The following is a 23,038-nucleotide window of genomic DNA, read 5'->3' on the forward strand; positions in this document are numbered from 1 at the left end:
AGCGCACGTCCCGTCCGTCGGGGGACGCGCGTCTACCCCCTCCCCAACCCTCCCCCGCAAGCGGGAGAGGGAGTGATGGCGCGCTGGGGGAGAGGGATTGCTTCGAAGCCGGCACGACAGGTTCCCTTTCCCGCTTGCGGGGGAGGGGTAGGGAGGGGGAAGCAGCGCCCCGTCCCAAATAGACAGGCAAGCTCCCCTACCCCTCCTGCCCCCAGCGCCGCACGGTGAGGCGGGTCAGGGTGGAGAAGATCACCGTCTCCACCACGAGGCCGATCAGGATCACCGCCAGCAGCCCCGCGAAGACATTGGCCGTCTCAAGCTGGGCGCGGTTGGTGAAGATGAACCAGCCGAGCCCGCCCGAGCGGGCGCTGGCGCCGAACACCATTTCGGCTGCGATCAAGGTACGCCACGCGAAGGCCCAGCCGAGCCGCAGGCCCGAGAGGATGGAGGGCAGCGCCGCAGGAACCAGCAGCGCGAACACATAAGACGGTCCTGACAGGCCCATGTTGCGCCCCGCCATGCGCAAGGTCTGCGGCACCGCGCGGAACCCCGCATGGCAGGCCAGCGCCAAAGGCCAGAGCACCGCATGGACGGTGACGAAGGTGAGGCTGCTCGTGCCGACACCGAACCAGAGCAGCGCGATGGGCAGGAGCGCGATGGCGGGCAGCGGGTTGAACATGGAGGTGAGCAGGCTCAGCAAGCTCTCGCCCCATTGGTTCAGCGCCGCCAGCGCCGTGATGACCACGGCGATGCCGATGCCGATGCCGTAGCCCGTGAGCAGGACGGACAGCGAGGCCACCATCCGGCCCGGAAGCTCGCCATTGCGCGTGACGCTCCAGAGCGCCTCAGCGGTCTCGGTAAAGCTCGGCAGCAGCAGCGAATTGCCGAGATAGCGCGCATAGGCTTCCCAGATGGCCGCCAGCGCCACCAGGATGACCACCTGGCGCGCGCCGGGGCTGAAGGTGGGCAGCCGGCGTGGGGCGACGGCGTCAAGCGTGCTCAAGGACATGGTCTGCCTCCGCATCGGAGGAAAGGGGCTCGCTGCCGAAGATGCGCGACTGGATCTCCGCCTCCAAAGCGGCGAAGGCGGCGGTGCCGCGCCGGGCGGCCTCGCCGGACACGGGGTACTCGGCCGCGACGCGGCCCGGATGGGCCGAGAGCACGAGAACCCGCGTGCCCACATGCACCGCCTCGTCGATGGCATGGGTGACGAACAGCGTGGTGGCGCCGGTCTCCTCGCACAGAGCGAGCAGTTCATCCTGCATGCGGCGGCGCGAGAGCGCGTCGAGCGCCGCGAAGGGCTCGTCCATGAGCAGGATGGCGGGCTGAACGGCGAAGGCGCGGGCGATGGCGACGCGCTGCTTCATGCCGCCCGACAGGGTATGGGGAAAGGCATCGGCGAAGCGGGCGAGGCCCACCCGGCCGATCCAGTCGCGCGCCACGCTCCGCGCGGCGGCGGCGGACAGGCCGCGCGCGCGGCGCAGGGCGAATTCCACATTGCCGGAAACCGTGCGCCAGGGGAGAAGCTGATCGAACTCCTGGAACACCACCATGCGGTCCGGCCCCGGCCCCTTCACGGGCGCGCCGTTCAGCAGGATGGCGCCGGAGGCGGGCTTGAGGAAGCCGCCCACCGCGCGCAGCAGGCTGGACTTGCCGCAGCCCGAAGGCCCCAGCAACGCGAGGCGCTCGCCCCGGCCGATGGTGAAGGAGACATCCTCCACCGCCGTGACGAGGCCCTTCTCCGTCTGGTAGCGGAGCGTCACCCGCGAAACGGACAAGGGCGCCGGAACCTCCGGCGCCCGCGCATCCTGTTGGCCTTGCGGCACCGCCTCAGCTCCCGCCCTTGGCGTGCAGGCCGGGCTGGAACAGGTCCTTCCAGGTGGGCTTCTGCTTGATGAGGCCGATGCGGTATTCGAAATCCGCGAAGGTATCGACGCGCTCGGGCGCGGTGGTGAAGTTGATCTGCGGATCGCGGATGATGCTCTCCACGAAGGCCGGGGCCAGCTTGGAATTCTCGGCCGCGATATAGAGCTTGGCCGCGTCTTCCGGGTTCGCCTTGATCCAGGCGTTGGCTTCGTCCAGCGCCTCGACGAAGGCCGCGACCACCTTGGGATTGTCCTGCACGAACTTCTTGGTGGCATAGACCACGTTGAACGTGTGGGGGCCGCCCAGCACGTCATAGCTGTTGAGCACCTCGTGCACCTTCCCACTGGCGAGCTGCTGCTCGAAGAAGGGCGGCGAGGTGAAGTGGGCGGTAATGCCGCCGGTGCCGGAGAGCAGCGCGGTGGTGGCGTCCGGGTGGGGCAGGCTCACGGTGAGATCGTCGAGCTTGTCATATTTGCCGAACGCCTTCTCGGCAGCGATCTGCAGCACGATGGGCTGGAAGCCCACCTTCACGGAGGGCAGCGCGATCCGGTCGGCCTCGGTGAAGTCCTTGAGGGTCTTCACCTTGGGATTGTTGGTGGTGAGCACGTTGGGCATGGAGCCGAGCGAGGACACCAGCGAAATGTCCGCCCTCCCCCGCAGCTTGTCCCAGGTGAGGATGGCCGGGGCGATGCCAGCGGTGGCGAAATCAAGCCCGCCGGAGATCAGCGCGTCATTCATGGCCGCGGCGCCCGAGAGACGCAGCCATTCCACCTTCAGATTGGGCAGGCCGTCTTCGGCCGCGTGCTTCTCGATGAGCTTTTTCTCTTTGGCCACGATCAGCGGCAGATAGGCGATGCCGAATTGCTGGGCGATGCGCAGCTCATTGGTTTCCGCCCGGGCCGGGGCCGGGGTCCAGAGGCCGAGCGCGGGCACGACGGCCGCCGCGAGGGCCAGAAGCGCACGAACGCGCATGGTTGCTCTCCGTTGAGGACTGAGGATGCCTCGACGAATATCCAGTAATTCCATAAAGTCAATTTTATTTATGGATTAAATATTAATTACAGATATGACTCGTATTTTTGTCTACGGGTGCAAATCGGCGCCCGATGGCCTAGGTTCCGGAACGATCCGAACCGGGAGTGTCCGTCTTGCGCAGCAACTTCATCCGCATCGCCCTGGTGGTGGCGCTCGGCCTGTCGGTGTCCGCCTGCGACAAGTGCGGGAATTGGTTCGGCGGGAAGCCCGGCGCGTGCGGGGTCGAGCCGCTGCCGAAATAGCGCGCAGCAGCGTGCAGCCCGGCCGCGCATGGACGGCCGGGGAGACCAAATCAGTCTCAAAGGAAATGGTCAGGCGGGCAGCGTCGCCTGGATATTGCGGCCGGTGCGCTCGATATGGTCGCGCAGCAGGCGCACTGCATCTTCCGCGCGCCGCTCGATCATGGCATGGGCAATGGCGGCATGCTCCGCCGGCACGTCCCGGTCCGGCTTGTGGCCCTTCAGGAAAATGCGCCGGTAGCGGTCCGACTGGTCGTGCAGCGTCTCGCAGAACTGGCGCAGCATGGGCATGCGGCATGCGGAGATGATTTCCGCATGGAAGGCGCGGTGCGCCCGCCCCCAATCCTCCTGCTCGGCAGTGGACGGCTCCTCGCGCGGGATGCGGCTGAGCACATGCAGCGCGCCCAGGATGCGCGCCTCCCAGGCGGCGTCCCCAAGCGCCATGGCCTCGCGGGCGGCAAGGCCCTCCAACTCCACGCGCAGGCGGATCACCTCGGCCAGATTCTCCTTGGAGACCGGCGCCACGCGATAGCCCCGCTGGTCCTCGATCTGGACCAGCCCCTCGCTCTCCAGCCGGCACAGGGCCTCGCGCAGCGGGCTGAGCGAGACGCCATAGGCCGCGCGCATGCGGTCCAGCACCAGCTTGGCGCCCGGCATCAATTCCCCGCTCATGATGGCATCGCGCACCCGCGCGACCAGGGTCGAGGAAAGCGTGGTGCTGCCGGAAACGTCGAGGGTGCGCAGATCGGTCATGCGGGATCCTGATTCAGGGGGCCGAAACCGTACAATTTTGCCGGCGTCTCCACCAGCGCCAGCTGCTGGGCCTCCGCATCCGGCAGCCACAGGGGGATGAGGTCCACCAGATCCCCGTCATTGGGCATGGGCACGGGGCAGATGGGATGGGGCCAGTTGCTGCCCCAGATCACCCGGTCCGGCCGCGCCTCCACCACCCGCTCGATCATGGGCAGCATGTCGGCGTGGGGATAGGGCTCCGAGGACAAGCGATAGAGGCTCGCCAGCTTCACATAGCAGCGGTCGGTGTCCAGGAGGCTCATGAGCACCTTGAAGGGCAGCGAATCCACGCCCTCCGCGCCGCCGATGCGCGCCATGTGGTCGAGGATGAACGGGCTCTGGACGGCTTCCAGCCGGGGCGCCACATCCACCAACTCGCTGGCCTTGTTGAAATGCAGCACCAGGTGCCAGCCCAGATCCAGCGTCTCGGCGGACAGGCGCTCCAGATGGTCGAAGGACGCGCCACCGCTCACCACCGTGGACATGCGGCAGCCGCGCATGCCGCGCCGGTCCATGTCCACCAATTCCGCGCGCGGCAGGCCCGAGGGGATGACGGCGACGCCCCGCAGGCGCTCCGGCTCGCGGTCGAGCGCGTCCAGGGTGGCGCTGTTGTCCGTGCCGTGCGCCCCGCCATGGACGATCACCGCCCGGTCGATGCCCAGTGTCGCATGGAGGGCATCCAAATCCTCCAGGGTGCAGTCCTCGGGCGTGTAGGAGCGCTGCGGGCTGAAGGGGAAGCGCGCGGCGGGGCCGAAGACATGCACATGGGTGTCGCACGCCCCGCGCGGCAGGGTGAAACGCGGCCGCTTCGGCGCCCGGTCGGGGCCGGGGCAGGCATGCTGGGGACGCAGCGGGGGGGCATCGACGGTCATGAAAAGGGTCTCAAGTCCAATGGGCTTTCCAGCCCGCGGCGGGCCGCAAGCCGGCGAACATGATGCATTTGACGACGGGTCGGCGGCGTGTAAATAGATAAATCGATGATTTCAGAAAAATCGATGATAATTTGATAGGAGAGGTCATGCTTGCTCGTCGCTCGTTCCTTGCCCTGGCGGCCCTGGCACTCGCCGTGCCTGCCGCCGGCATCTCCGCCGCCCCGGCCGCTGCCGCCTTCCCGGATCGCCCGGTCCGCATCGTCGTCCCCTTCCCCCCGGGCGGCTCAAATGACGTGATCGCGCGCCTGCTGGCCGAGAACCTCTCCCAGCAGTGGAAGCAGCCGGTTATCGTGGACAACCGCTCCGGCGCGGGCGGAAACGTGGGCGCCGGCGAAGTGGCCCGCGCCGAGCCGGACGGCTACACCCTGCTGCTCTCCGCGCCCGGCCCGCTCGCCATCAATTCCTGGCTCTACAAGAGCCTCACCTATGATCCGCTGAAGGACTTCGCCCCCATCGCGCTGGTGGCGAACGTTCCGATCGTGCTGGCGGTGAACCCGCAGCTCAAGGTCAATTCGGTGAAGGAACTGGTGGCCCTGGCCAAGGCCGAGCCCGGCAAGCTGAACTACGGCTCCTCCGGCAACGGCACCACCAACCACCTGGCGGGCGAGCTGTTCGAGACGCTGGCCGGCATCAAGCTGGAGCACGTGCCCTATCGCGGCGCCGCCCCCGCCATGAACGACCTCGTCGCCGGCCACATCCCGGTGATGTTCGACAACATGCCCGCCGTGCGCCCCCAGGTGGATGCGGGCAAGATCCGCGCGCTCGCCGTGTGCGGCACCCAGCGCTCGGCGCTCTTCCCCGAGCTGCCCACCATGATCGAGGCGGGCGTGCCCGGCTTCGACGCCTCGGCCTGGTTCGGCATCGTCGCCCCGGCCAAGACCCCGCAGGCGGTGATGGACACCCTCATCGCCGGCGTGAAGGCCGCCCTCTCCCAGCCCGAGACCGTGAAGAAGTTCACGGACCTGGGCGCCGAGCCCGGCACCCTGTTCGGCCCTGCCTTCGGCAAGTTCCTGGAAACCGAAAGCACCAAGTGGGGCAAGGTCGTCACCGAGGCGGGCGTGAAGCTCGACTGATCCCGACCGGAGCCGCATTACGCATGCCCTGACAGCTGCTGCGGTTCCCGGCCCGGAGGCCGGCCTGTTTCCAGGCCGGCCTCCAACCCTTTCTTTGCGGGAGAGCCATATGACCGAGCGCCCCAGCCTCCAAGATTTTGAACGCCGCTACGAAGACATGATCGGCTTCACGCCGCCCAAGATCGCCAAGCGCCTCAAGCTGGGCATGCGGGTGGATCCCGACCTGGTCGCTGCCATCGAGGATTGGCGCATCGCCGCGCTCACGCCCGACGCGCTGGACCAGAAGTCGGTGCAGCTCATGTGCTTCGCCATCCTCCTCGTGCAGACCTCGGAAGCCGCCGCCAACCACGCGAAGGCCGCCATCAAGGCCGGCGCGACGCTGGAAGAGCTGCACGCCGCCGCCGGCATCGCCGCGCTGTTCCGGGGCGTCGCCGCCTTCAACATGGCCGGCGAAATCCTGGCGAACCTGTTCCCCGAGTGATCTGAACACTCATCTTTGACCAAGGCATTTTTGCCAGAGTGATCATTGCCCAATGATCCTCCAAGAATGACCTTTCCAGACTGAGGCGCCCCCGCGCGCCCCGCGTGACCGGAGACACCCATGCTCACAGAAGCCGAGCGCCAGGCCGCCGTCGAAATCCTCCTGAAGGCCGAGGCGGACCGCAAGCAGGCCACCCAGCTGTCCATCACCTATCCGCATATCGAGATCGAGGATTCCTACGCCATCTCCACGGCGGTGATGGAACACAAGGTGAAGAACGGCTCGAAGCTCATCGGCCACAAGATCGGCCTCACCTCCAAGGCCATGCAGGCCTCCTCGCAGATCGACGAGCCGGATTACGGCCATCTGCTGGACTACATGCTGCTGAACGACGGCGCGAAGGTCCGCCATGAGGATTTCTGCGTGCCGCGCGTGGAGCCGGAGCTGACCTTCATCCTGAAGGAGCCGCTCAAGGGCCCCGGCATCGGCCTCGTGGACGTGCTGCGCGCCACCGAATGGGTGGTGCCCTCCATCGAGATCATCGATGCGCGCGTGCAGAACCCCCGCAAGATCACCGACACCGTGGCCGATAACGGCGCGGGCGCGGGCATCGTGCTGGGCGGCCGCCCGGTGCGTCCGACCGACGTGGACCTGCGCTGGGTGGGCGCGGTCTTCTATCGCAATTCCGAGATCGAAGAGACCGGCCTCGCGGCGGGCGTGCTCGGCCATCCGGCCATGGCCATCGCCTGGCTCGCCAACAAGGTGGGCCGCTTCGGCACGGTGCTGGAGCCCGGCCACCTGATGCTCTCCGGCTCCTTCACCCGGCCGGTCTTCGCCGCCAAAGGCGACACGCTGCATGCGGACTTCGGCCCGCTCGGCTCCGTCGCCGTCCAGTTCGTCTGAGGCCCGCCATGGAGCTTCCGCGCAACGCCTTCAAGCACGCCTTGGCGAAGGGCGAGCGCCAGATCGGCCTCTGGTGCAGCCTGTGCAGCAACATCACCGTGGAAGTCGTGTCGGATTCCGGCTTCGACTGGCTGCTGCTGGACACCGAGCACTCGCCCAACGAGCTGCCCGCCGTGCTCACCCAGCTCCAGGCGGCGCGCGGGGGCACCGCCACGCCCATCGTGCGCCCCTCCTCCAATGATCCGGTGCAGATCAAGCGCCTGCTGGATATCGGCGCGCCGGGCCTGCTCATTCCCTATGTGCAGGATGTGGAAGAGGCCCGCCGTGCCGTCGCCGCCGCGCGCTATGCGCCCGCCGGCTTCCGGGGCGTGACGGGTTCGGGCCGCGCCAGCCGCTATGGCCGCGTGCCCGGCTATCTGCAGAAGGCCGAGAGCGAAATCTCCGTCCTGCTGCAGGTGGAGACGCGCGAGGCCATGGACCAGTTGGAGGCCATCGCCTCCGTGGAGGGCGTGGACGGCATCTTCATCGGCCCCGCCGACCTTTCCACCTCCTATGGCCATTACGGCAACTGGTCGTCCCCCGAAATGCAGGCGGTGATCAAGGACGCGGCGACGCGCCTTGCGGCGCTGGGCAAGCCGGCGGGCATCCTCACCGCAAACGAGGACGAGGCCCGGCGCTTCATCGAATGGGGCTACAGCTTCGTGGCGGTGGGGGCCGATCTCGGCCTGCTGCGCAATGCCGCCGACGCCCTTGCCAAGCGCTTCACGGCCTGACGGACGCGCGGCAGAAACACAAGGTCCGGCCGCCGGGCATGACCGGCGGCCTTAGGCCACGAGATAGCCGAGGCAGAGGGAGATGGCGAGCAGCGTCCCCGAAACCGCGGCGGCGTGGCGCGCGAACAGGAAATAGGCGTCCTTCAGGGCTGTGGAGACCATGCGCCGCAATTGGCTGTCGGCGCCATGAAGGGGCTCGGGCTGCAACCCGATCCTCTCGGTGGAGCGCTCCTCGGAGGTGTCGAGGCCGGTGGTCTTGAGAATGAGGACGAGGGCAAGGACCAGGCAGAGGATGCCGCCCATCTGGAAGGCAAGGCGCGGATTATAGCTGAGCCCGGCCATGACGGCGGCAATCGCGACCGCGGCATAGCCGCAGGCTCGGAACACGGTGTTGCGCGCCAGTCGGTTGATCTCTTCCATGCCTCGGCTCCAGGGACCCGTGCAGTCTCTCCTGATCGGTTCAAACGACCCGCTCCGGCCGGCTTTTGCCGACCGACACCGGCTTGTGTCCCGTGTTCCTTCCGGCCGACGGTGCGCATGCGGCTTTCCGTGGCCGTCCCCTTCATCCCAAGATCGGCTTGCGCGAAGCTGGCCCCACCGCACAGCTTACACGGGAATCGCGCCCGACCACTGCTTTGGCGGCTGTTTCATCGGTCAGGTCCGTTCTGCCCGATGGGATCAGGCTCTGGACCCCCATTCCGCCCCGTGCTATCGGCGCTCAGCCTTCGGGCCGCATGATCTGTCTAACGGGATCCGGCACACGCCATGGTCTTAAGGGTGCAGCGACGACGATCGGGAGCCTCGCGCCTTCGCGCGCGCCTCCACCTGCCCGCCTGACCGGCCGCCCCGGCCGGAGCGGGACCATGTGCCCCTGCCCGGTTTTCCAAAATGACTGAACTTCCCATCGCCCTCGCGCCGGAAATCCCCCAGGACGCCGACGCCATCGAGAAGCTGCACCGGCGGACCTTCGGTCCCGGCCGCTTCACCCGCACGGCCTTCCGGCTGCGGGAGCAGGCGTCCCACGACCTCGCGCTCTCCTTCACGGCCCATGTGGGCACCATGATGGTGGGCTCGGTGCGGCTCACCCCCATCGCCATCGGCGATACCCCTGCCCTGCTGCTGGGTCCGCTGACCGTGGAGCCGCCGTTCCGCTCGGTGGGCATCGGCGCGCGGCTCATGGACGTGAGCCTGGAGGCGGCGAAGGCCGCCGGGCATACGCTCGTGGTCCTGGTGGGCGACGCCCCCTATTACAGCCGCTTCGGCTTCAAGCATGTGCCGCCCGGCCGCATCACGCTTCCCGGCCCGGTGGACCCTGCCCGCCTGCTGGTGGCGGAACTGCAGGATAACGCCTTCGCAGGCGTGAGCGGCCCCGCCCGCGGCCTTCCGGCGGCGTAAAGGCGGGGATCGGGGGTTTCGACCGGGCGCGGGTCTTTGCATCCCGGCTGGGCCCTGTTCACACCCTCTGCTCTCTGCCCCCTCCCCAACCCTCCCCCGCAAGCGGGAGAGGGTTGGGGAGGGGGAAATGGCAAGACCGCAACGCCCGAGGCGGAAAGCGCTTAATACCCCCGCCGTCAGGCCGGGCGGGCCGCCAGGATCTCGCGCTTGCCCGCATGGTTGGCGGCACCCACGATGCCTTCCTGTTCCATGCGCTCCATGAGGCTGGCGGCCTTGTTGTAGCCGATCTGCAGGCGCCGCTGGATGTAGGAGGTGGACGCCTTGCGGTCGCGCATCACCAGGGCGACCGCCTGCTCGTAATGGTCCCCTCCGTCCTCGGCACCAAGCGCGGTGCGGTCGAACACGGCGCTGTCCTCGTCCGCCTCCTCCTCCTCGGCGGCGGCGGTGACGGCGTCGAGATATTCCGGCCGCCCCTGGGCTTTCAGGTGCGCCACCACATGCTCCACCTCCCCGTCCGAGACGAAGGGGCCGTGGACGCGGGTGATGCGCCCGCCATTGGCCATGTAGAGCATGTCGCCCTGCCCCAGCAGGGTCTCCGCACCCATCTCTCCGAGGATGGTGCGGCTATCGATCTTGGAGGTCACCTGGAAGGAGATCCGGGTGGGGAAATTGGCCTTGATGGTGCCGGTGATCACGTCCACCGAGGGGCGCTGGGTCGCCATCACCAGATGGATGCCGGCGGCGCGGGCCATCTGGGCGAGGCGCTGGATGGCCCCTTCGATATCCTTGCCGGCCACCATCATCAGGTCCGCCATCTCGTCCACGATGATGACGATATAGGGCAGCGCGGTGAGGTCGAGGGTCGCCTCCTCCACCAATGTCTCGCCGGTCTCCTTGTCGAAACCCTTGTCCACGGTGAAGGTGATGACCTCGCCCTTCTCGCGCGCTTCCGCCACGCGGGCGTTGAAGCCCTCGATGTTGCGTACCTTCAGGCGCGCCATCTTGCGATAGCGGTCCTCCATCTCGCGCACCGCCCATTGCAGGGCAATGATCGCCTTCTTGGGATCGGTCACGACCGGCGTCAGCAGATGCGGGATGCCCTCATAGACCGACAATTCCAGCATCTTGGGGTCGATCATGATGAGGCGGCACTGCTCCGGCGTCAGGCGGTAGAGCAGCGACAGGATCATGGTGTTGATGGCCACCGACTTGCCCGAGCCGGTGGTGCCCGCCACCAGCAGATGGGGCATGCGGGCGAGATCCGCGATGACCGGCTCGCCGCCGATGGTCTTGCCGAGCGCGATGCCGAGGCGACCGCGGGCATCGGCGAAGCTCTGGTCCGCCAGAAGCTCGCGCAGCCACACCGTTTGGCGACGCTGGTTGGGCAACTCGATGCCGATGACATTGCGCCCCTCCACCACCGCCACGCGGGTGGACACCGCGCTCATGGAGCGGGCGATGTCGGCGGACAGGCCGATGACGCGGCTCGACTTGGTGCCGGGCGCGGGCTCGAACTCATAGAGGGTGACCACCGGGCCGGGATTGGCGTCGATCACCTCGCCGCGCACCCCGAAGTCGCGCAGGGTCTGCTGGAGCACGGCCGAATTGCGGTCCAGCGCTTCTTCCGACAAGGCGAAGTCCGGCTCGCTCTCCGGCGGCTCCGCGAGCAGTTCCAGCGGAGGCAGATCATAGGCACCGAACAGGGACGCGGGCAGAGCCGGGGCAGCGGGTGCCTCCGGTGCGGGGGCGTCCGGCTGGCGCACCTGCTCGGAGCGGGTGTCCTGGGACAGCGTATCCTGAGCGCGCGCCTCTTGGGCGCGCGTCTCTTGGGCGCGCGTCTCTTGGGCCACAGGTATCGCCGGGACGGACGGTGCCTCAGGCACGGGCATGCCCGCCATGGGCCAGCCAAGCGCGGCACCGATGCTCATGCCCCAGCCGAAGAAGGGCGGCGGTGCCATGGCTTCGCCGAGCGACGGCAGAGGCGCGGCGGGCGCGGCCGCGAGCGGCTCTGCGGGCGGCTCCATATCTACGGTCTGCGAGGCGGAGATCGGCGCCTCCGGCGCGGTGTCGGGCTGGTCCTGCTCCTGGTCCCGGTCCTCCGACAGGCCTCCCGCCAGTTCCGCCAACAGGCCCTCAGCCTCGGCGGCTGCGATTTCGGCGCAAGCAGACTCGGCGCAAGAGGTTTCGGCGCAGGAGGTTTCGATGGAGGAGGTCTCGGCACTCACTGCCGGCGCTTCGGCGATCGGCTCCACCGCGGCTTCGACGCGGGGCGCCAGGTCCTGGTCCGTCTCGGCGCGCGGGAGATGGACGGGGTCCACCAGAATGAGGCCGGCGAGGCGCAGGATGTGGCCGGGCACCGGTACGCGATCCGTCACGGCCTCGGACGTCTCGATAAGCTCGGCCGGCAGTTCCGCAACCGGTTCCTGTTCCGGTACCGGCTCTGCAATACAGGCGGTCTCCGGCTCGGCGAGAACCGTCATCACCGAATCATCGGCGCTGTCCTCAGCAGCGGACAGGTCTGACGACCCGCCGACGACCTCGATAGGAGAGTCGCCCTCGCCCTGCCCGTCGCCATCCACAGGCGAAAGGTCGGGTTCGGCGGCCGATATTGCCTGCCGTGCGGCCCAGCTTCCGCCGGTCCAGTCGATGAAGACCTCGTCCTCGGCCAGATCGTCCGGCAAGGCGAGGTGAACGGGCGGTCCTTCTGCGGGCGGAGCGATCTCCGACAGCACCGCGTCCAACGGCATGCCGTCCGAAAATCCGTCCTGCGCGAGCCCTCCCTCGGGCAACACAGCCTCCGGCAGCCCCATGTCCGGCATGCCCAGCGGCGGAAGCGGCGAGATTACGCCGTCCCGGCCCTTAGAGCGGGCGCGAATGAGCGAATCGGGTGTGCGCGTGAAGCGCGTATTGCTGTCCAGACTGAAGGGCCGCAGCCAGCTGGGAAGGCCTTCGGCTTCCACCCAAGGCGAGATGGACACCCGTCCGCCGCTGCCGCTGTCCCCGGAGGAGGCGGAGGTTGGATCGAGCGAATCGGGAGTGCGGTTCCAGTCAGACATGCCAGCCCATGACCCAATGCCGGGCGAGACAGGGTCCCGGCGCAGAGGTCAAGCAATAGGGGATGGCCGTTAATGGGAGGTTGGGAGCGCGCCCCGACCGGCGCTTTTTCCCCTGCCCTGTGGATGGAGCGTCTGCGGGCGTTCGGCCCAAAAAACAAGGCGCCGCAAAAACTTGCGACGCCTTGCCGAAGAGCAGAGATGGAGCGTGACGCTCAGGAGCCGGCGGGCTGGAGCTGTTGGTTGAGGAACAGCGCCAGAAGCGTGCAGAGCGCGCCGGACAGAAGGTAGGCGCCCGCCGAGATCAGGCCGAAATGGCTGGAGATGAACAAGGCGGCGAAGGGCGCGAAGCCCGCGCCGAACAGCCAGGCCAGATCGTTGGTGAGCGCGGAGGCGGTGTAGCGATAGCGATTCGCGAAGCTGGAGGCGACCACGCCCGACGCCTGGCCGAACGACACGCCCAGGATCACGAAGCCCAGCGTCATGAAGATGATCTCGCCCACCACGCCGCCATTCAGCAGCTGCGGCGCGAAGCCGCTAAAGGCCGCGATGGCGATGGCGCAGACGCCCAGCAACGTGCGGCGGCCCACCCGGTCGGCGATGAAGCCGGAGGCGACCACGGCGATAAGTCCGATCACTGCCGCGCCCGCCTCGATCAGGAGGAAGCGCGTGGGACGCTCGATGGTGAACAGATACACCCAGGAGAGCGGGAACACGGTCACCATGTGGAACAGGGCGAAGGTGGCAAGCGGCGCGAAGGCGCCGATCACGATCTGCCGGCCTTCCACACGCATGGTCTCGATGACCGGGGCGGGCTGCAGTTCGCCGCGCTTGAACAGCTCTTCATATTCCGGGGTCACCGCCATGCGCAGGCGGGCGAACAGCGCCACCACGTTGATGGCGAAGGCCACGAAGAAGGGATAGCGCCAGCCCCAGCTATAGAAATCCTCGGCGCTCAGCAGACCGGCGAAGAAGGCGAACAGCAGGCTGGCGATGATGAGGCCAATGGGCGCGCCGAGCTGCGGCAGCATGGCGTACCAGCCGCGCCGTCCTTCCGGGGCGTTCATGGACAGGAGCGGGGCAAGGCCGTCCCAGGTGCCGCCCCAGGCGAGGCCCTGGCCGATGCGGAACAAAGCCAGCAGCCACACCACCGTCACGCCCATCTGCTCGCGATTGGGCAGGAAGGCGATGGCCACCGTGGAGGTGCCGAGCAGGAACAAGGCCGTGGTGAGCTTCGCCCCGCGCCCATGGGCCCGGTCAATGGCCAGGAACAGCATGGTGCCGAACGGGCGGGCGATGAACGCCAGCGAGAAGATCGCGAACGAATAGAGCGTGCCGGTCAGCGCATCCACATGGGGGAAGACCAGGCGCGGGAACACGATCACCGAGGCGATGGCGTAGACGAAGAAGTCGAAAAATTCCGACGTGCGGCCGATCACCACCCCGACGGCGATCTCGCCGGGATCCACATGTCCCTTATCGGCATGGATCTGCTTCGCGTCGCGTTCCAGGGTGGACATGGTCTGGGCCATTGATTTTCGCACCGTTTGAGCCGGGAAACCGTACCGCTATGCACAATCTCGCGGTGTGCACTGCAGCCAATCCCGCCTTATTCCCCTGATCCGCGACAGGCAGGCATTGGGCAAATTGTCCAATGTCGCGCTTGCTGCAGTGCATCTAGCCGTTCGAACTAACTTAAGGACTCTTCCTGACAGGTGCATCCCGTGAGCCGATTCCGTCTCATCGCCCTCCTGCCCATCGCTTTGCTGATGGGTGGGTGCAATTTCGTGGTCCTTGACCCTTCGGGCGACATCGCCATCCAACAGCGCGATATCGTCATCCTTTCCGTGGTGCTGATGCTTGTCATCATCATCCCGGTGATGGCCCTGACGGTGTGGTTCGCCTGGCGCTACCGCTCCTCCAACAAGGAGGCGACCTACGATCCGGACTGGCATCACTCCACCCAGCTGGAACTGGTGATCTGGGCGGCCCCGCTGCTCATCATCATCTGCCTGGGCGCGGTCACCTGGATGAGCACCCATCTGCTCGATCCCTACCGTCCGCTGGATCGCATCGCCGCCGACACCCTGGTGAAGCCGGACGCCAAGCCCCTGGAAGTCCAGGTGGTGGCGCTCGACTGGAAATGGCTGTTCATCTACCCCGAGCTGGGTGTAGCCAGCGTCAACGAGCTGGCCGCGCCGGTCGATCGGCCGCTGTCCTTCCGCATCACCTCCTCCGCCGTGATGAACGCCTTCTACATCCCGGCCATGGCGGGCATGATCTACGCCATGCCCGGAATGGAGAGCCGCCTGCACGCGGTGATCAACAATGCCGGCACCTATCGCGGCATCTCGGCCAATTATAGCGGCGCCGGCTTCTCCGGCATGCACTTCAAGTTCCACGGCATGTCCGACGCCGACTTCGACAAGTGGGTCGCGGGCGTGAAGGCGGGCGGCGGGGATCTCACCCGCGCGGTCTATCTGGACCTCGAAAAGCCCAGCGAGAACGTCCCGATCACCCATTACGCCCAGGTGGATCCGGTTCTGTTCAAGGCCATCCTCAATATGTGCGTCGAGCCCGGCAAGATGTGCATGAGCGAGATGATGGCCCTCGACGCCAAGGGCGGCCTCGGCCTTGGCGGCGTCTCCAACGTGATGAACATCGCCTATGACAAGTTCAACCGCCGCGGCGGCACCACGGTGCTCGGCGGCGACCAGGGCTTCGTCATCGGCCTGTGCTCGCCCGAGGAACTGGTGGAATCGGGCGCCAAGCTGTCGGTGGTGCGCACCACGCCCTCCACGCGCCTGATCGGCGCGGGCCTGCCGCTGCCCGCCTTCACTCCGATCTCGTCCTCCGCAACTCCCTTCTCGGCCCCCTTCCGGCCTTCCAACATCTGAGACGGAACGCCATGGCTGTTTCCTATCCCGTCCCGACCAGTCCCATCTTCGGGCGGTTCACGCTCGACGCCCTGCCGTTCCACGAGCCGATCCTGGTGGTCACCTTCCTCGTCGTGGCCGTCGGCGGCGCGGCGGTGCTGGGTGCGCTGACCTATTTCCGCCTATGGGGCTATCTGTGGCGTGAATGGTTCACCAGCGTGGACCACAAGAAGATCGGCATCATGTACATGGTGCTGGGCATCATCATGCTGCTGCGCGGCTTCGCCGACGCCATCATGATGCGCATCCAGCAGGCCTGGGCCTTCAACGGCTCGGACGGCTACCTGCCATCACACCATTACGACCAGGTGTTCACGGCGCACGGCGTCATCATGATCTTCTTCGTCGCCATGCCGCTGGTGACGGGCCTCATGAACTATGTGGTGCCGCTGCAGATCGGCGCCCGCGACGTGTCCTTCCCGTTCCTGAACAATTTCAGCTTCTGGATGACCACCGGCGGCGCCATCCTGGTGATGATGTCGCTGTTCATCGGTGAATTCGCCAAGACCGGCTGGCTCGCTTATCCGCCGCTGTCGGGCGTCTCATACAGTCCAGACCCAGGCGTCGATTACTATATCTGGGCACTTCAGGTGGCGGGCGTCGGAACAACGCTCTCAGGCATCAACCTCATCTGTACCATCATCAAGATGCGTGCCCCCGGCATGACCATGATGAAGATGCCGGTCTTCACCTGGACCTCGCTGTGCACCAACGTGCTGATCGTCGCCACCTTCCCGGTGCTGACGGCGGTGCTCACCCTGCTCGCGCTCGACCGCTACCTCGGCATGAACTTCTTCACGTCCGACTTCGGCGGCAGCCCGATGCTGTACGTGAACCTGATCTGGATCTGGGGCCACCCGGAGGTCTACATCCTGATCCTGCCGGCCTTCGGCGTGTTCTCGGAGGTGGCCGCCACCTTCTCGGGCAAGCGGCTGTTCGGCTACACCTCCATGGTCTACGCGACGGTGGTCATCACGATCCTGTCCTACCTCGTGTGGCTGCACCACTTCTTCACCATGGGCTCGGGCGCCAGCGTGAATTCCTTCTTCGGAATCACGACAATGATCATCTCGATCCCCACGGGCGCGAAGATCTTCAACTGGCTCTTCACCATGTACCGGGGGCGCATCAAGTTCGAGCTGCCCATGATGTACACGGTGGCCTTCATGCTCGTCTTCGTCATCGGCGGCATGACGGGCGTGATGCTGGCGATCCCGCCGGCCGACTTCGTGCTCCACAACTCGCTGTTCCTTGTGGCCCACTTCCATAACGTCATCATCGGCGGCGTGGTGTTCGGCATGTTCGCCGGCATCGCCTACTGGTGGCCGAAGGCCTTCGGCTTCCGGCTCGAGCCCTTCTGGGGCAAGATGTCGTTCTGGTTCTGGGTGCTGGGCTTCTTCTTCGCCTTCATGCCGCTCTACGTGCTCGGCTTCATGGGCGTGACGCGCCGCATGCGGGTGTTCGACGATCCGTCCTGGCACATCTGGTTCATCATCGCCGCCTTCGGCGCCTTCCTGATCCTGCTGGGAATCGTGAGCTTCCTGGTGCAGATCGGCGTGAGCATCCTGAAGCGGGAGCAGCTGCGCGACACCACGGGCGATCCCTGGAACGGCCGTACGCTGGAATGGGCAACGTCCTCGCCCCCGCCGGACTACAACTTCGCCTTCACCCCCGTGATCCACGAGATCGATGCGTGGTGGGACATGAAGCGGCGGGGCTACAAGCGGCCGTTGGGGGGCTACAAGCCCATCCACATGCCGCGCAGCACCGGCACCGGGGTCATCCTGGCGGGGCTGAGCACGGCGATGGGCTTCGCTCTCGTCTGGTACATCTGGTGGCTGGCGGCGCTGTGCTTCGTGGCGATCCTCGCCGTCGCCATCGGGCATACCTTCAACTACAACCGCGACTACGACATTCCGGCCGATGAGGTGGAGCGCACTGAAGAAGCGCGCACCAAGCTCCTGACGGGACAGGTGACGCCATGAGCTCGACCACCACCACCGCACCGGAAACCGGCGAAATCGTCTTCTACGAGAAGGACGAGCACGCGCATCCCGAAGGCCACAGCACCGCTCTGGGCTTCTGGATCTATCTGATGAGCGACTGCCTCATCTTCGCGATGCTGTTTGCCACCTTCGCCGTGCTCGGCGGCAATTATGCCGCCGGCCCCTCGCCGAAGGACCTGTTCGACCTGGAACTGGTGGCGGTGAACACGGCCATGCTGCTGTTCTCCTCCATCACCTACGGCTTCGCCATGCTGGCCATGGAGAAGGGCCAGGCGAAGCAGGTGCAGGCCTGGCTGCTGGTCACCGCCCTGTTCGGCGCGGCGTTCCTTGCCATCGAGCTCTATGAGTTCCACCACATGATCGAGCATGGCGCGACGCCCCAGCGCAGCGCCTTTCTCTCCTCCTTCTTCACCCTGGTGGGCACCCACGGCCTGCACGTCACGTTCGGCCTGATCTGGCTGTTCACGCTGATGGTGCAGGTGGGCCGGCGCGGGCTCGTTCCCGCCAACAAGCGCCGCCTCATGTGCCTGTCCATGTTCTGGCACTTCCTCGATGTCATCTGGATCGGGGTGTTCACCTTCGTCTATCTCATGGGAATGCTGCGATGAGCGCCGACAGCCACGCACACGGGGCGGACGCCCATCACGGCCACGGCGAAGATCACAGCCACGGCACCTTCAAGAGCTACATGACCGGCTTCATCCTGTCGGTCATCCTCACCGCCATCCCCTTCTATCTGGTGATGAGCGGCGTCATCGAGAACAAGAGCGTCACCGCCATGATCATCACCGCCTTCGCGGCGGTGCAGATCGTGGTGCACATGATCTACTTCCTGCACATGAGCAGCAGCTCGGAAGGCGGGTGGAACATGATGGCCCTCATCTTCACCATCATCGTGGTGGTGATCGCCATCAGCGGCTCGCTCTGGGTCATGTACCACCTCCACGCCAACATGATGCCCGTTCACGACATGAACGGAATGAAATGAAGATGCCGGACGGCGGGGGAGGCCATGCCTCGCCCGCCCCGGAGCCCAAGGGGGCCGCTGGCCTGAAAGGCGCGGCGGTCTTCGCGCTCCTTCTTCTCATCCTGTCCGGCGTGTTCTGCGCGCTGGGCGCCTGGCAGGTGCAGCGCCTCGCCTGGAAACACGACCTCATCGCCCGCGTGGAGGCCCGCGTCACCGCCCCTCCGGTGCCCGCCCCCGGCCCCGGCCAATGGGGCGCCATCGACGCCGCCTCCAGCGAATATCAGCGCGTGCGGACCGCCGGACATTTCCTGAACGATAACGAGACCCTTGTGCAGGCGGTGAGCGCGCACGGGGCGGGCTATTGGGTCCTGACCCCGTTCCGGACCGATGCCGGCTTCACCGTTCTGGTGAACCGGGGCTTCGTACCCCACGACAATCGCACCCGCGCTGCCCGGCAGGCGGGCGAGATCGCAGGCGAGACAATCGTCACCGGCCTCCTGCGCCTGCCCGAGCCCAAGGGCGGCTTCCTGCGCGACAATGACCCCGCCGCCGACCGCTGGTATTCCCGCGACGTCTCGGCCATCGCCGCCGCCCGCGATCTCGGGCCGGTGGCCCCCTATTTCATCGATGCGGACGCAACGCCCAATGCGGGCGGCCTGCCCATGGGCGGCCTCACCGTCATCAGCTTCCCCAACAACCATCTAGGCTATGCGCTGACCTGGTTCGCCATGGCGGCCATGGCGGTGGGCGGGGCGGTGCTTGTGTGGAGGCGCCGGGTCTGACACAACGACCCGGTCATGACGGCGTTCGAGAAAGACACCACCAACAACCAGAACCTGTCCCTCCTCATCCAATTGCGTTGGCTCGCAGTGGTGGGACAGGTGGTGACGATCTTTCTCGCCAGCTCCTGGTTCAAGATCTCCCTGCCGCTGCTGGAGATGGGCTCCGTCCTCGTCTTCCTGGTGTTGCTGAACATCGTCTCCATATGGCGCCACCAGCGCCTGGAGAGCGTCACCAATGCCGAGCTGTTCTTCGAGATGCTGCTGGATGTGGCCGCGCTCACGGTCCAGCTTCATCTGAGCGGGGGCGCCTCCAACCCCTTCATCTCGCTCTATCTGCTCCAGGTGAGCCTGGCCTGCGTGCTGCTGGAGACCTGGTCCGCCTGGACCATCGCGGCGGCGGCGGCGGCGGGCTTCGTCTGGCTCACCACGGTCTTCCGCCCCCTGGCCTTGCCGGACGCCAGCGCCCAGGATCGTTTCAGCCTGTTCCTCCAGGGCGCCTTCGTCTGCTTCGTGCTCACCGCCAGCCTGCTGGTGCTGTTCATCACCCGCATCACCCGGAACCTGCGGGCGCGCGACGCCCATCTCGCCACGCTGCGCCAGATCTCGGCGGAAGAGGACCATATCGTGCGCATGGGGCTTCTCGCCTCCGGCGCCGCCCATGAGCTGGGCACCCCCTTGGCCACCCTGTCCGTGATCCTCAACGACTGGAGCCACATGCGCCCGTTCCGCACCAATGCGGACCTCGCCGACGAGTTGGCGGAAATGCAGAACCAGTTGGACCGCTGCAAGCGCATCGTGTCCGGCATTCTCATGTCCTCGGGCGAGGCACGGGGCGAGGGCACGGTGCGCACCACCGCTGCGGCCTTCTTCGACGAACTGGTGGCGGAATGGCAGGCCAGCCGCTCGCCGCGCATGCTGGACTACAGCAACGCCCTCACCCAGGGCGAGGCGATCATCTCGGACCCGGCCCTGAAGCAGGTGATCTTCAACGTGTTCGACAATGCGCTGGAAGCCTCCCCCAACTGGCTCGGCGTCTCCGTGCGCAGCACAGGCACGGAATTCGTCCTCACCGTGCGCGATGCCGGGCCGGGCTTTGCGGGCGAGATCTTGGAGACGTTCGGCAAACCCTACCGCTCCACCAAGAATCGCCCCGGCGGGGGGCTCGGCCTGTTCCTGGTGGTCAATGTGGTCCGCAAGCTGGGCGGTCGCGTAAAGGCCGAGAACGGCGCTACGGGCGCCTGCGTGACGCTGAACCTGCCGTTGAAACTCTTGTCCGATGGAGGCGCCCATGGAGCCTGAGATGGAGACCGAGCCGGAACCCCGTGCCCGCCTGTTCCTCATCGAGGATGACGCGGCCTTCGCCCGCGCCCTGCGCCGCTCCTTCGAGCGGCGGGGCTACGAGGTGTGCATCAGCCAGGACGCGGAGGGGGTGCGCGCCCTGCTCGCGGAAGGTACGCCGGACTTCGCGGTGGTGGACTTGAAGCTTGCGGGCGGGTCTGGCCTGGAATGCGTGAAGACGCTGCACGCCCATGATCCCGCCACCCGGATCGTGGTGCTCACGGGCTTCGCCAGCATCGCCACCGCCGTGGAGGCCATCAAGCTGGGCGCCTGCCATTATCTCGCCAAGCCCGCCAACACGGACGACATCGAGGCCGCCTTCGGCCGCGCGGAGGGCGATGTGAGCATCCCGGTCTCCATGCGGCCCACCTCGCTGAAGAATCTCGAATGGGAACGCATCCACGAGACGCTGGCGGAGACCGACTTCAACATTTCCGAGACCGCCCGGCGCCTCGGCATGCACCGGCGCACGCTCGCCCGAAAGCTGGAGAAGAAGCGCGTCCCGGATGCGTGAGGATGTGGAGCGCTTGTGCTCTGCGGCTTCCGGCTAAGTTGCCTGCCCTGATCAGGCATGCAAATTCCCCCTCCCAACCCTCCCCCGCAAGCGGGAGAGGGCTTTTTCCGTTGCGCCTGCCGTGACTCCCTCTCCCGCTTGCGGGGGAGGGTTGGGGAGGGGGAAGCCCGCGAGGGACGCATGCCGCCCCCTCAGCCGAACAGCGTCTCATAGACCTCCGGCTTGAACCCCACGGTCAGCTTGCCGTCCACGTCGAGGACCGGGCGCTTGATCATGGAGGGTTGCGCCAGCATCAGCCGCTCGGCCTTCGCGCGGTTGAGGTCCGCCTTGTCCGCGTCGGGCAGCTTGCGGAAGGTGGTGCCCGCCTTGTTGAGCAGCGTTTCCCAGCCCACCGTGCCCATCCAGCGCTCCAGCAGCGCGGCCTCGATGCCCGCGCTCTTGTAATCGTGGAAGGCATAGGCGACCCCATGCCCTTCCAGCCAGGCGCGGGCCTTCTTCATCGTGTCGCAGTTCTTGATGCCGTAGATGGTGACGCTCATCTGCCCCTCAGGCTCCGGACGTTGCATTTCCAAGGCTTCGCGGCTATAAGCCCGCGTTCGCTCCGCATGCGCCCCCCTGGAGGCGTGCGGCACGAAAGACAGCCGAATGGCCGCGCGAGCGGCCATTGGCCGTTCTAGAACCCACGAGATGTTAGGACCAGTGCCATGACTGCCATCAAAGAACTGAAGGCTGTGGCGCGCCCGCGGGCCGGCAAGGGGGCCGCCCGTGCAGAGCGCCTCGCCGGACGCGTGCCCGCCGTGATTTACGGTGAGAAGCAGGATCCCGTCACGATCTCGCTCGACAACAAGGAAATCACCCGCACCATCTATGCGGGTCACTTCCTGACGACGCTGTTCGTGATCGAGGTGGACGGCAAGCGCCACCGCGTGATCCCGCGCGACTACCAGCTGGATCCGGTCAAGGACTTCCCGCTGCACGTCGATTTCCTGCGCGTGTCGGCCGGCGCCCATGTGACCGTCGAAGTGCCCGTTCACTTCGTGAACCAGGAGAAGTCCCCGGGCCTGAAGCGCGGCGGCACGCTCAATGTCGTGCACCACGCCGTGACCCTGGACGCGGACGCGGAGCACATCCCCGAATTCATCGAGGCGGACCTGACCGGCCTTGAGATCGGCGACAGCATCCACCTCTCCGTCGTGAAGCTGCCCTCCGGCATCGTGTCCGCCCTCACCGGCGACGATACCCTGGCGACCGTCATGGCCCCGTCGGGCCTGAAGGAAGCCGAGGCCGAGGACGCCGCTGCCGCCGCCGAGCAGGCCTGATCGTTTCGCGCCGGAGGCAGCCGTGTTTCTCTTCACGGGTCTCGGCAATCCCGGCGCGAAATATGCCGGCAACCGGCACAATATCGGCTTCATGGCGGTGGATGCCATCGTCCGCCGCCATCGCCTCTCCCCCTGGCGCCGCAGGTTCCAGGGAGCGGTGAGCGAAGGCGAGATCGGCGGCCAGAAAGTGCTGGCCCTGCTGCCCGAAACCTTCATGAACGAGAGCGGGCGGGCGGTGAGTGAAGCCATGCGCTTCTACAAGATCCCGCTGGAGAAGGTCATCGTCTTCCATGACGAACTGGACCTGCCCCCCGCCAAGCTGCGCATCAAGAAGGGCGGCGGCAATGCGGGCCATAACGGCCTGCGCTCCATCACCGCCCAATGCGGCAACGATTATTGGCGCGTGCGCCTGGGCATCGGTCATCCCGGCGACAAGAGCCTGGTCCACGCTTATGTGCTGAACGACTTCGCCAAGTCCGAGGCGGGCTGGGTGGACGCGCTGTGCACGGCCTGCGCGGACAATGCGGACCAGCTCACCGCAGGCCGCCCCGAGGAGTTCCAGAACCGGGCGCACCTGTTCATGGACGCCCAGGGCTTTGGCGGCGTGAAGGAAATCGGCACGCGCGGCTGACGG

Annotated in this window: 24 protein-coding genes; 15 read left to right on the plus strand and 9 right to left on the minus strand. The window is 66.6% G+C overall.

Annotated features, from left to right (window positions below):
• Nucleotides 1–196: 196 nt before the first annotated feature.
• Genes EJJ38_RS11610 through EJJ38_RS11620 form a run of 3 tightly spaced genes read right to left on the minus strand, consistent with a single transcriptional unit; the run spans nucleotide 197 to nucleotide 2,838 of the window.
• Entirely contained in the window at nucleotides 197–1,009 is an 813-nt protein-coding gene (locus tag EJJ38_RS11610) for an ABC transporter permease (RefSeq protein WP_205666140.1), read from the minus strand.
• Complete coding sequence (locus EJJ38_RS11615) at nucleotides 990–1,826, minus strand: ABC transporter ATP-binding protein (protein WP_127090210.1); 837 nt, start codon at nucleotides 1,824–1,826, stop codon at nucleotides 990–992. The genes EJJ38_RS11610 and EJJ38_RS11615 overlap by 20 nt, the downstream gene beginning before the upstream one ends.
• Nucleotides 1,827–1,830: 4 nt before the next feature.
• Entirely contained in the window at nucleotides 1,831–2,838 is a 1,008-nt protein-coding gene (locus EJJ38_RS11620; protein WP_127090211.1) for an ABC transporter substrate-binding protein, read from the minus strand.
• 176 nt (nucleotides 2,839–3,014) lie between these two features.
• On the opposite strand from EJJ38_RS11620, the gene EJJ38_RS20780 reads away from it, so the two are divergent.
• Nucleotides 3,015–3,143, plus strand: coding sequence for a hypothetical protein (locus EJJ38_RS20780; RefSeq protein WP_274704724.1), 129 nt, complete (start codon nucleotides 3,015–3,017; stop codon nucleotides 3,141–3,143).
• Between the two features lie 69 nt (nucleotides 3,144–3,212).
• Here EJJ38_RS20780 and EJJ38_RS11625 read toward each other — a convergent pair whose 3' ends face one another.
• Together EJJ38_RS11625 and EJJ38_RS11630 are read right to left on the minus strand one after the other, a co-directional pair.
• Nucleotides 3,213–3,893, minus strand: coding sequence for a GntR family transcriptional regulator (locus EJJ38_RS11625; RefSeq protein ID WP_127090212.1), 681 nt, complete (start codon nucleotides 3,891–3,893; stop codon nucleotides 3,213–3,215).
• On the minus strand, nucleotides 3,890–4,804 hold the full coding sequence (locus EJJ38_RS11630) for an amidohydrolase family protein (RefSeq protein WP_127090213.1): 915 nt from the start codon (nucleotides 4,802–4,804) through the stop codon (nucleotides 3,890–3,892). Before EJJ38_RS11630 ends, EJJ38_RS11625 begins: the two co-directional genes overlap by 4 nt.
• 146 nt (nucleotides 4,805–4,950) lie before the next feature.
• On the opposite strand from EJJ38_RS11630, the gene EJJ38_RS11635 reads away from it, so the two are divergent.
• From EJJ38_RS11635 to EJJ38_RS11650, 4 genes are all read left to right on the plus strand, one after another.
• On the plus strand, nucleotides 4,951–5,937 hold the full coding sequence (locus tag EJJ38_RS11635) for a Bug family tripartite tricarboxylate transporter substrate binding protein (RefSeq protein ID WP_127090214.1): 987 nt from the start codon (nucleotides 4,951–4,953) through the stop codon (nucleotides 5,935–5,937).
• A 109-nt stretch (nucleotides 5,938–6,046) separates the two neighbouring features.
• Nucleotides 6,047–6,418: a carboxymuconolactone decarboxylase family protein gene (locus EJJ38_RS11640; protein WP_127090215.1), complete on the plus strand. Its 372-nt coding sequence runs from the start codon at nucleotides 6,047–6,049 to the stop codon at nucleotides 6,416–6,418.
• Nucleotides 6,419–6,538: 120 nt separating this feature from the next.
• Nucleotides 6,539–7,321 carry a 2-oxo-hept-4-ene-1,7-dioate hydratase gene (gene hpaH / locus EJJ38_RS11645; RefSeq protein WP_127090216.1) on the plus strand — a complete coding sequence of 261 codons (783 nt, stop codon included), beginning with the start codon at nucleotides 6,539–6,541 and terminating at the stop codon, nucleotides 7,319–7,321.
• An 8-nt stretch (nucleotides 7,322–7,329) separates the two neighbouring features.
• On the plus strand, nucleotides 7,330–8,094 hold the full coding sequence (locus EJJ38_RS11650) for an HpcH/HpaI aldolase family protein (protein ID WP_127090217.1): 765 nt from the start codon (nucleotides 7,330–7,332) through the stop codon (nucleotides 8,092–8,094).
• A 51-nt stretch (nucleotides 8,095–8,145) separates the two neighbouring features.
• On the opposite strand, the gene EJJ38_RS11655 is transcribed toward EJJ38_RS11650, so the two are convergent.
• On the minus strand, nucleotides 8,146–8,514 hold the full coding sequence (locus EJJ38_RS11655) for a hypothetical protein (RefSeq protein ID WP_127090218.1): 369 nt from the start codon (nucleotides 8,512–8,514) through the stop codon (nucleotides 8,146–8,148).
• A gap of 468 nt (nucleotides 8,515–8,982) precedes the next feature.
• Here EJJ38_RS11655 and EJJ38_RS11660 point away from each other — a divergent pair, with 468 nt between their 5' ends.
• A complete protein-coding gene (locus tag EJJ38_RS11660) occupies nucleotides 8,983–9,489 on the plus strand; it encodes a GNAT family N-acetyltransferase (RefSeq protein WP_127090219.1) in 507 nt (168 codons plus the stop codon).
• 176 nt (nucleotides 9,490–9,665) lie between these two features.
• On the opposite strand, the gene EJJ38_RS11665 is transcribed toward EJJ38_RS11660, so the two are convergent.
• Nucleotides 9,666–12,545 carry a DNA translocase FtsK gene (locus EJJ38_RS11665; protein WP_245454196.1) on the minus strand — a complete coding sequence of 960 codons (2,880 nt, stop codon included), beginning with the start codon at nucleotides 12,543–12,545 and terminating at the stop codon, nucleotides 9,666–9,668.
• Between the two features lie 212 nt (nucleotides 12,546–12,757).
• Nucleotides 12,758–14,074 carry an MFS transporter gene (locus EJJ38_RS11670; protein ID WP_127090220.1) on the minus strand — a complete coding sequence of 439 codons (1,317 nt, stop codon included), beginning with the start codon at nucleotides 14,072–14,074 and terminating at the stop codon, nucleotides 12,758–12,760.
• A gap of 192 nt (nucleotides 14,075–14,266) precedes the next feature.
• On the opposite strand from EJJ38_RS11670, the gene cyoA reads away from it, so the two are divergent.
• From cyoA to EJJ38_RS11705, 7 genes are read left to right on the plus strand one after another with little or no spacing between them, the layout of a single operon-like run.
• On the plus strand, nucleotides 14,267–15,439 hold the full coding sequence (gene cyoA, locus EJJ38_RS11675) for a ubiquinol oxidase subunit II (RefSeq protein WP_127090221.1): 1,173 nt from the start codon (nucleotides 14,267–14,269) through the stop codon (nucleotides 15,437–15,439).
• An 11-nt stretch (nucleotides 15,440–15,450) separates the two neighbouring features.
• Nucleotides 15,451–17,463 carry a cytochrome o ubiquinol oxidase subunit I gene (gene cyoB / locus EJJ38_RS11680; protein ID WP_127090222.1) on the plus strand — a complete coding sequence of 671 codons (2,013 nt, stop codon included), beginning with the start codon at nucleotides 15,451–15,453 and terminating at the stop codon, nucleotides 17,461–17,463.
• Nucleotides 17,460–18,092 (plus strand): cytochrome o ubiquinol oxidase subunit III, encoded by a 633-nt coding sequence (cyoC, locus tag EJJ38_RS11685; protein WP_127090223.1) that lies wholly within the window; start codon nucleotides 17,460–17,462, stop codon nucleotides 18,090–18,092. Before cyoB ends, cyoC begins: the two co-directional genes overlap by 4 nt.
• Nucleotides 18,089–18,472 carry a cytochrome o ubiquinol oxidase subunit IV gene (cyoD, locus tag EJJ38_RS11690; protein WP_127090224.1) on the plus strand — a complete coding sequence of 128 codons (384 nt, stop codon included), beginning with the start codon at nucleotides 18,089–18,091 and terminating at the stop codon, nucleotides 18,470–18,472. The genes cyoC and cyoD overlap by 4 nt, the downstream gene beginning before the upstream one ends.
• A gap of 2 nt (nucleotides 18,473–18,474) precedes the next feature.
• Entirely contained in the window at nucleotides 18,475–19,233 is a 759-nt protein-coding gene (locus tag EJJ38_RS11695) for an SURF1 family protein (RefSeq protein ID WP_127090373.1), read from the plus strand.
• A gap of 15 nt (nucleotides 19,234–19,248) precedes the next feature.
• Nucleotides 19,249–20,532 (plus strand): ATP-binding protein, encoded by a 1,284-nt coding sequence (locus EJJ38_RS11700; RefSeq protein ID WP_127090225.1) that lies wholly within the window; start codon nucleotides 19,249–19,251, stop codon nucleotides 20,530–20,532.
• A 1-nt stretch (nucleotide 20,533) separates the two neighbouring features.
• Nucleotides 20,534–21,085: a response regulator transcription factor gene (locus EJJ38_RS11705; RefSeq protein WP_127090374.1), complete on the plus strand. Its 552-nt coding sequence runs from the start codon at nucleotides 20,534–20,536 to the stop codon at nucleotides 21,083–21,085.
• Nucleotides 21,086–21,276: 191 nt separating this feature from the next.
• Here EJJ38_RS11705 and EJJ38_RS11710 read toward each other — a convergent pair whose 3' ends face one another.
• Nucleotides 21,277–21,624: an ArsC family reductase gene (locus EJJ38_RS11710; protein ID WP_127090226.1), complete on the minus strand. Its 348-nt coding sequence runs from the start codon at nucleotides 21,622–21,624 to the stop codon at nucleotides 21,277–21,279.
• A gap of 165 nt (nucleotides 21,625–21,789) precedes the next feature.
• Here EJJ38_RS11710 and EJJ38_RS11715 point away from each other — a divergent pair, with 165 nt between their 5' ends.
• Nucleotides 21,790–22,404, plus strand: coding sequence for a 50S ribosomal protein L25/general stress protein Ctc (locus EJJ38_RS11715; RefSeq protein ID WP_127090227.1), 615 nt, complete (start codon nucleotides 21,790–21,792; stop codon nucleotides 22,402–22,404).
• Between the two features lie 22 nt (nucleotides 22,405–22,426).
• Entirely contained in the window at nucleotides 22,427–23,035 is a 609-nt protein-coding gene (pth, locus tag EJJ38_RS11720) for an aminoacyl-tRNA hydrolase (protein ID WP_127090228.1), read from the plus strand.
• Nucleotides 23,036–23,038 lie beyond the last annotated feature (3 nt).

Origin of the sequence: Aquabacter cavernae (assembly GCF_003993795.1) — a bacterium.
Taxonomy (GTDB): Bacteria; Pseudomonadota; Alphaproteobacteria; order Rhizobiales; family Xanthobacteraceae; genus Aquabacter; species Aquabacter cavernae.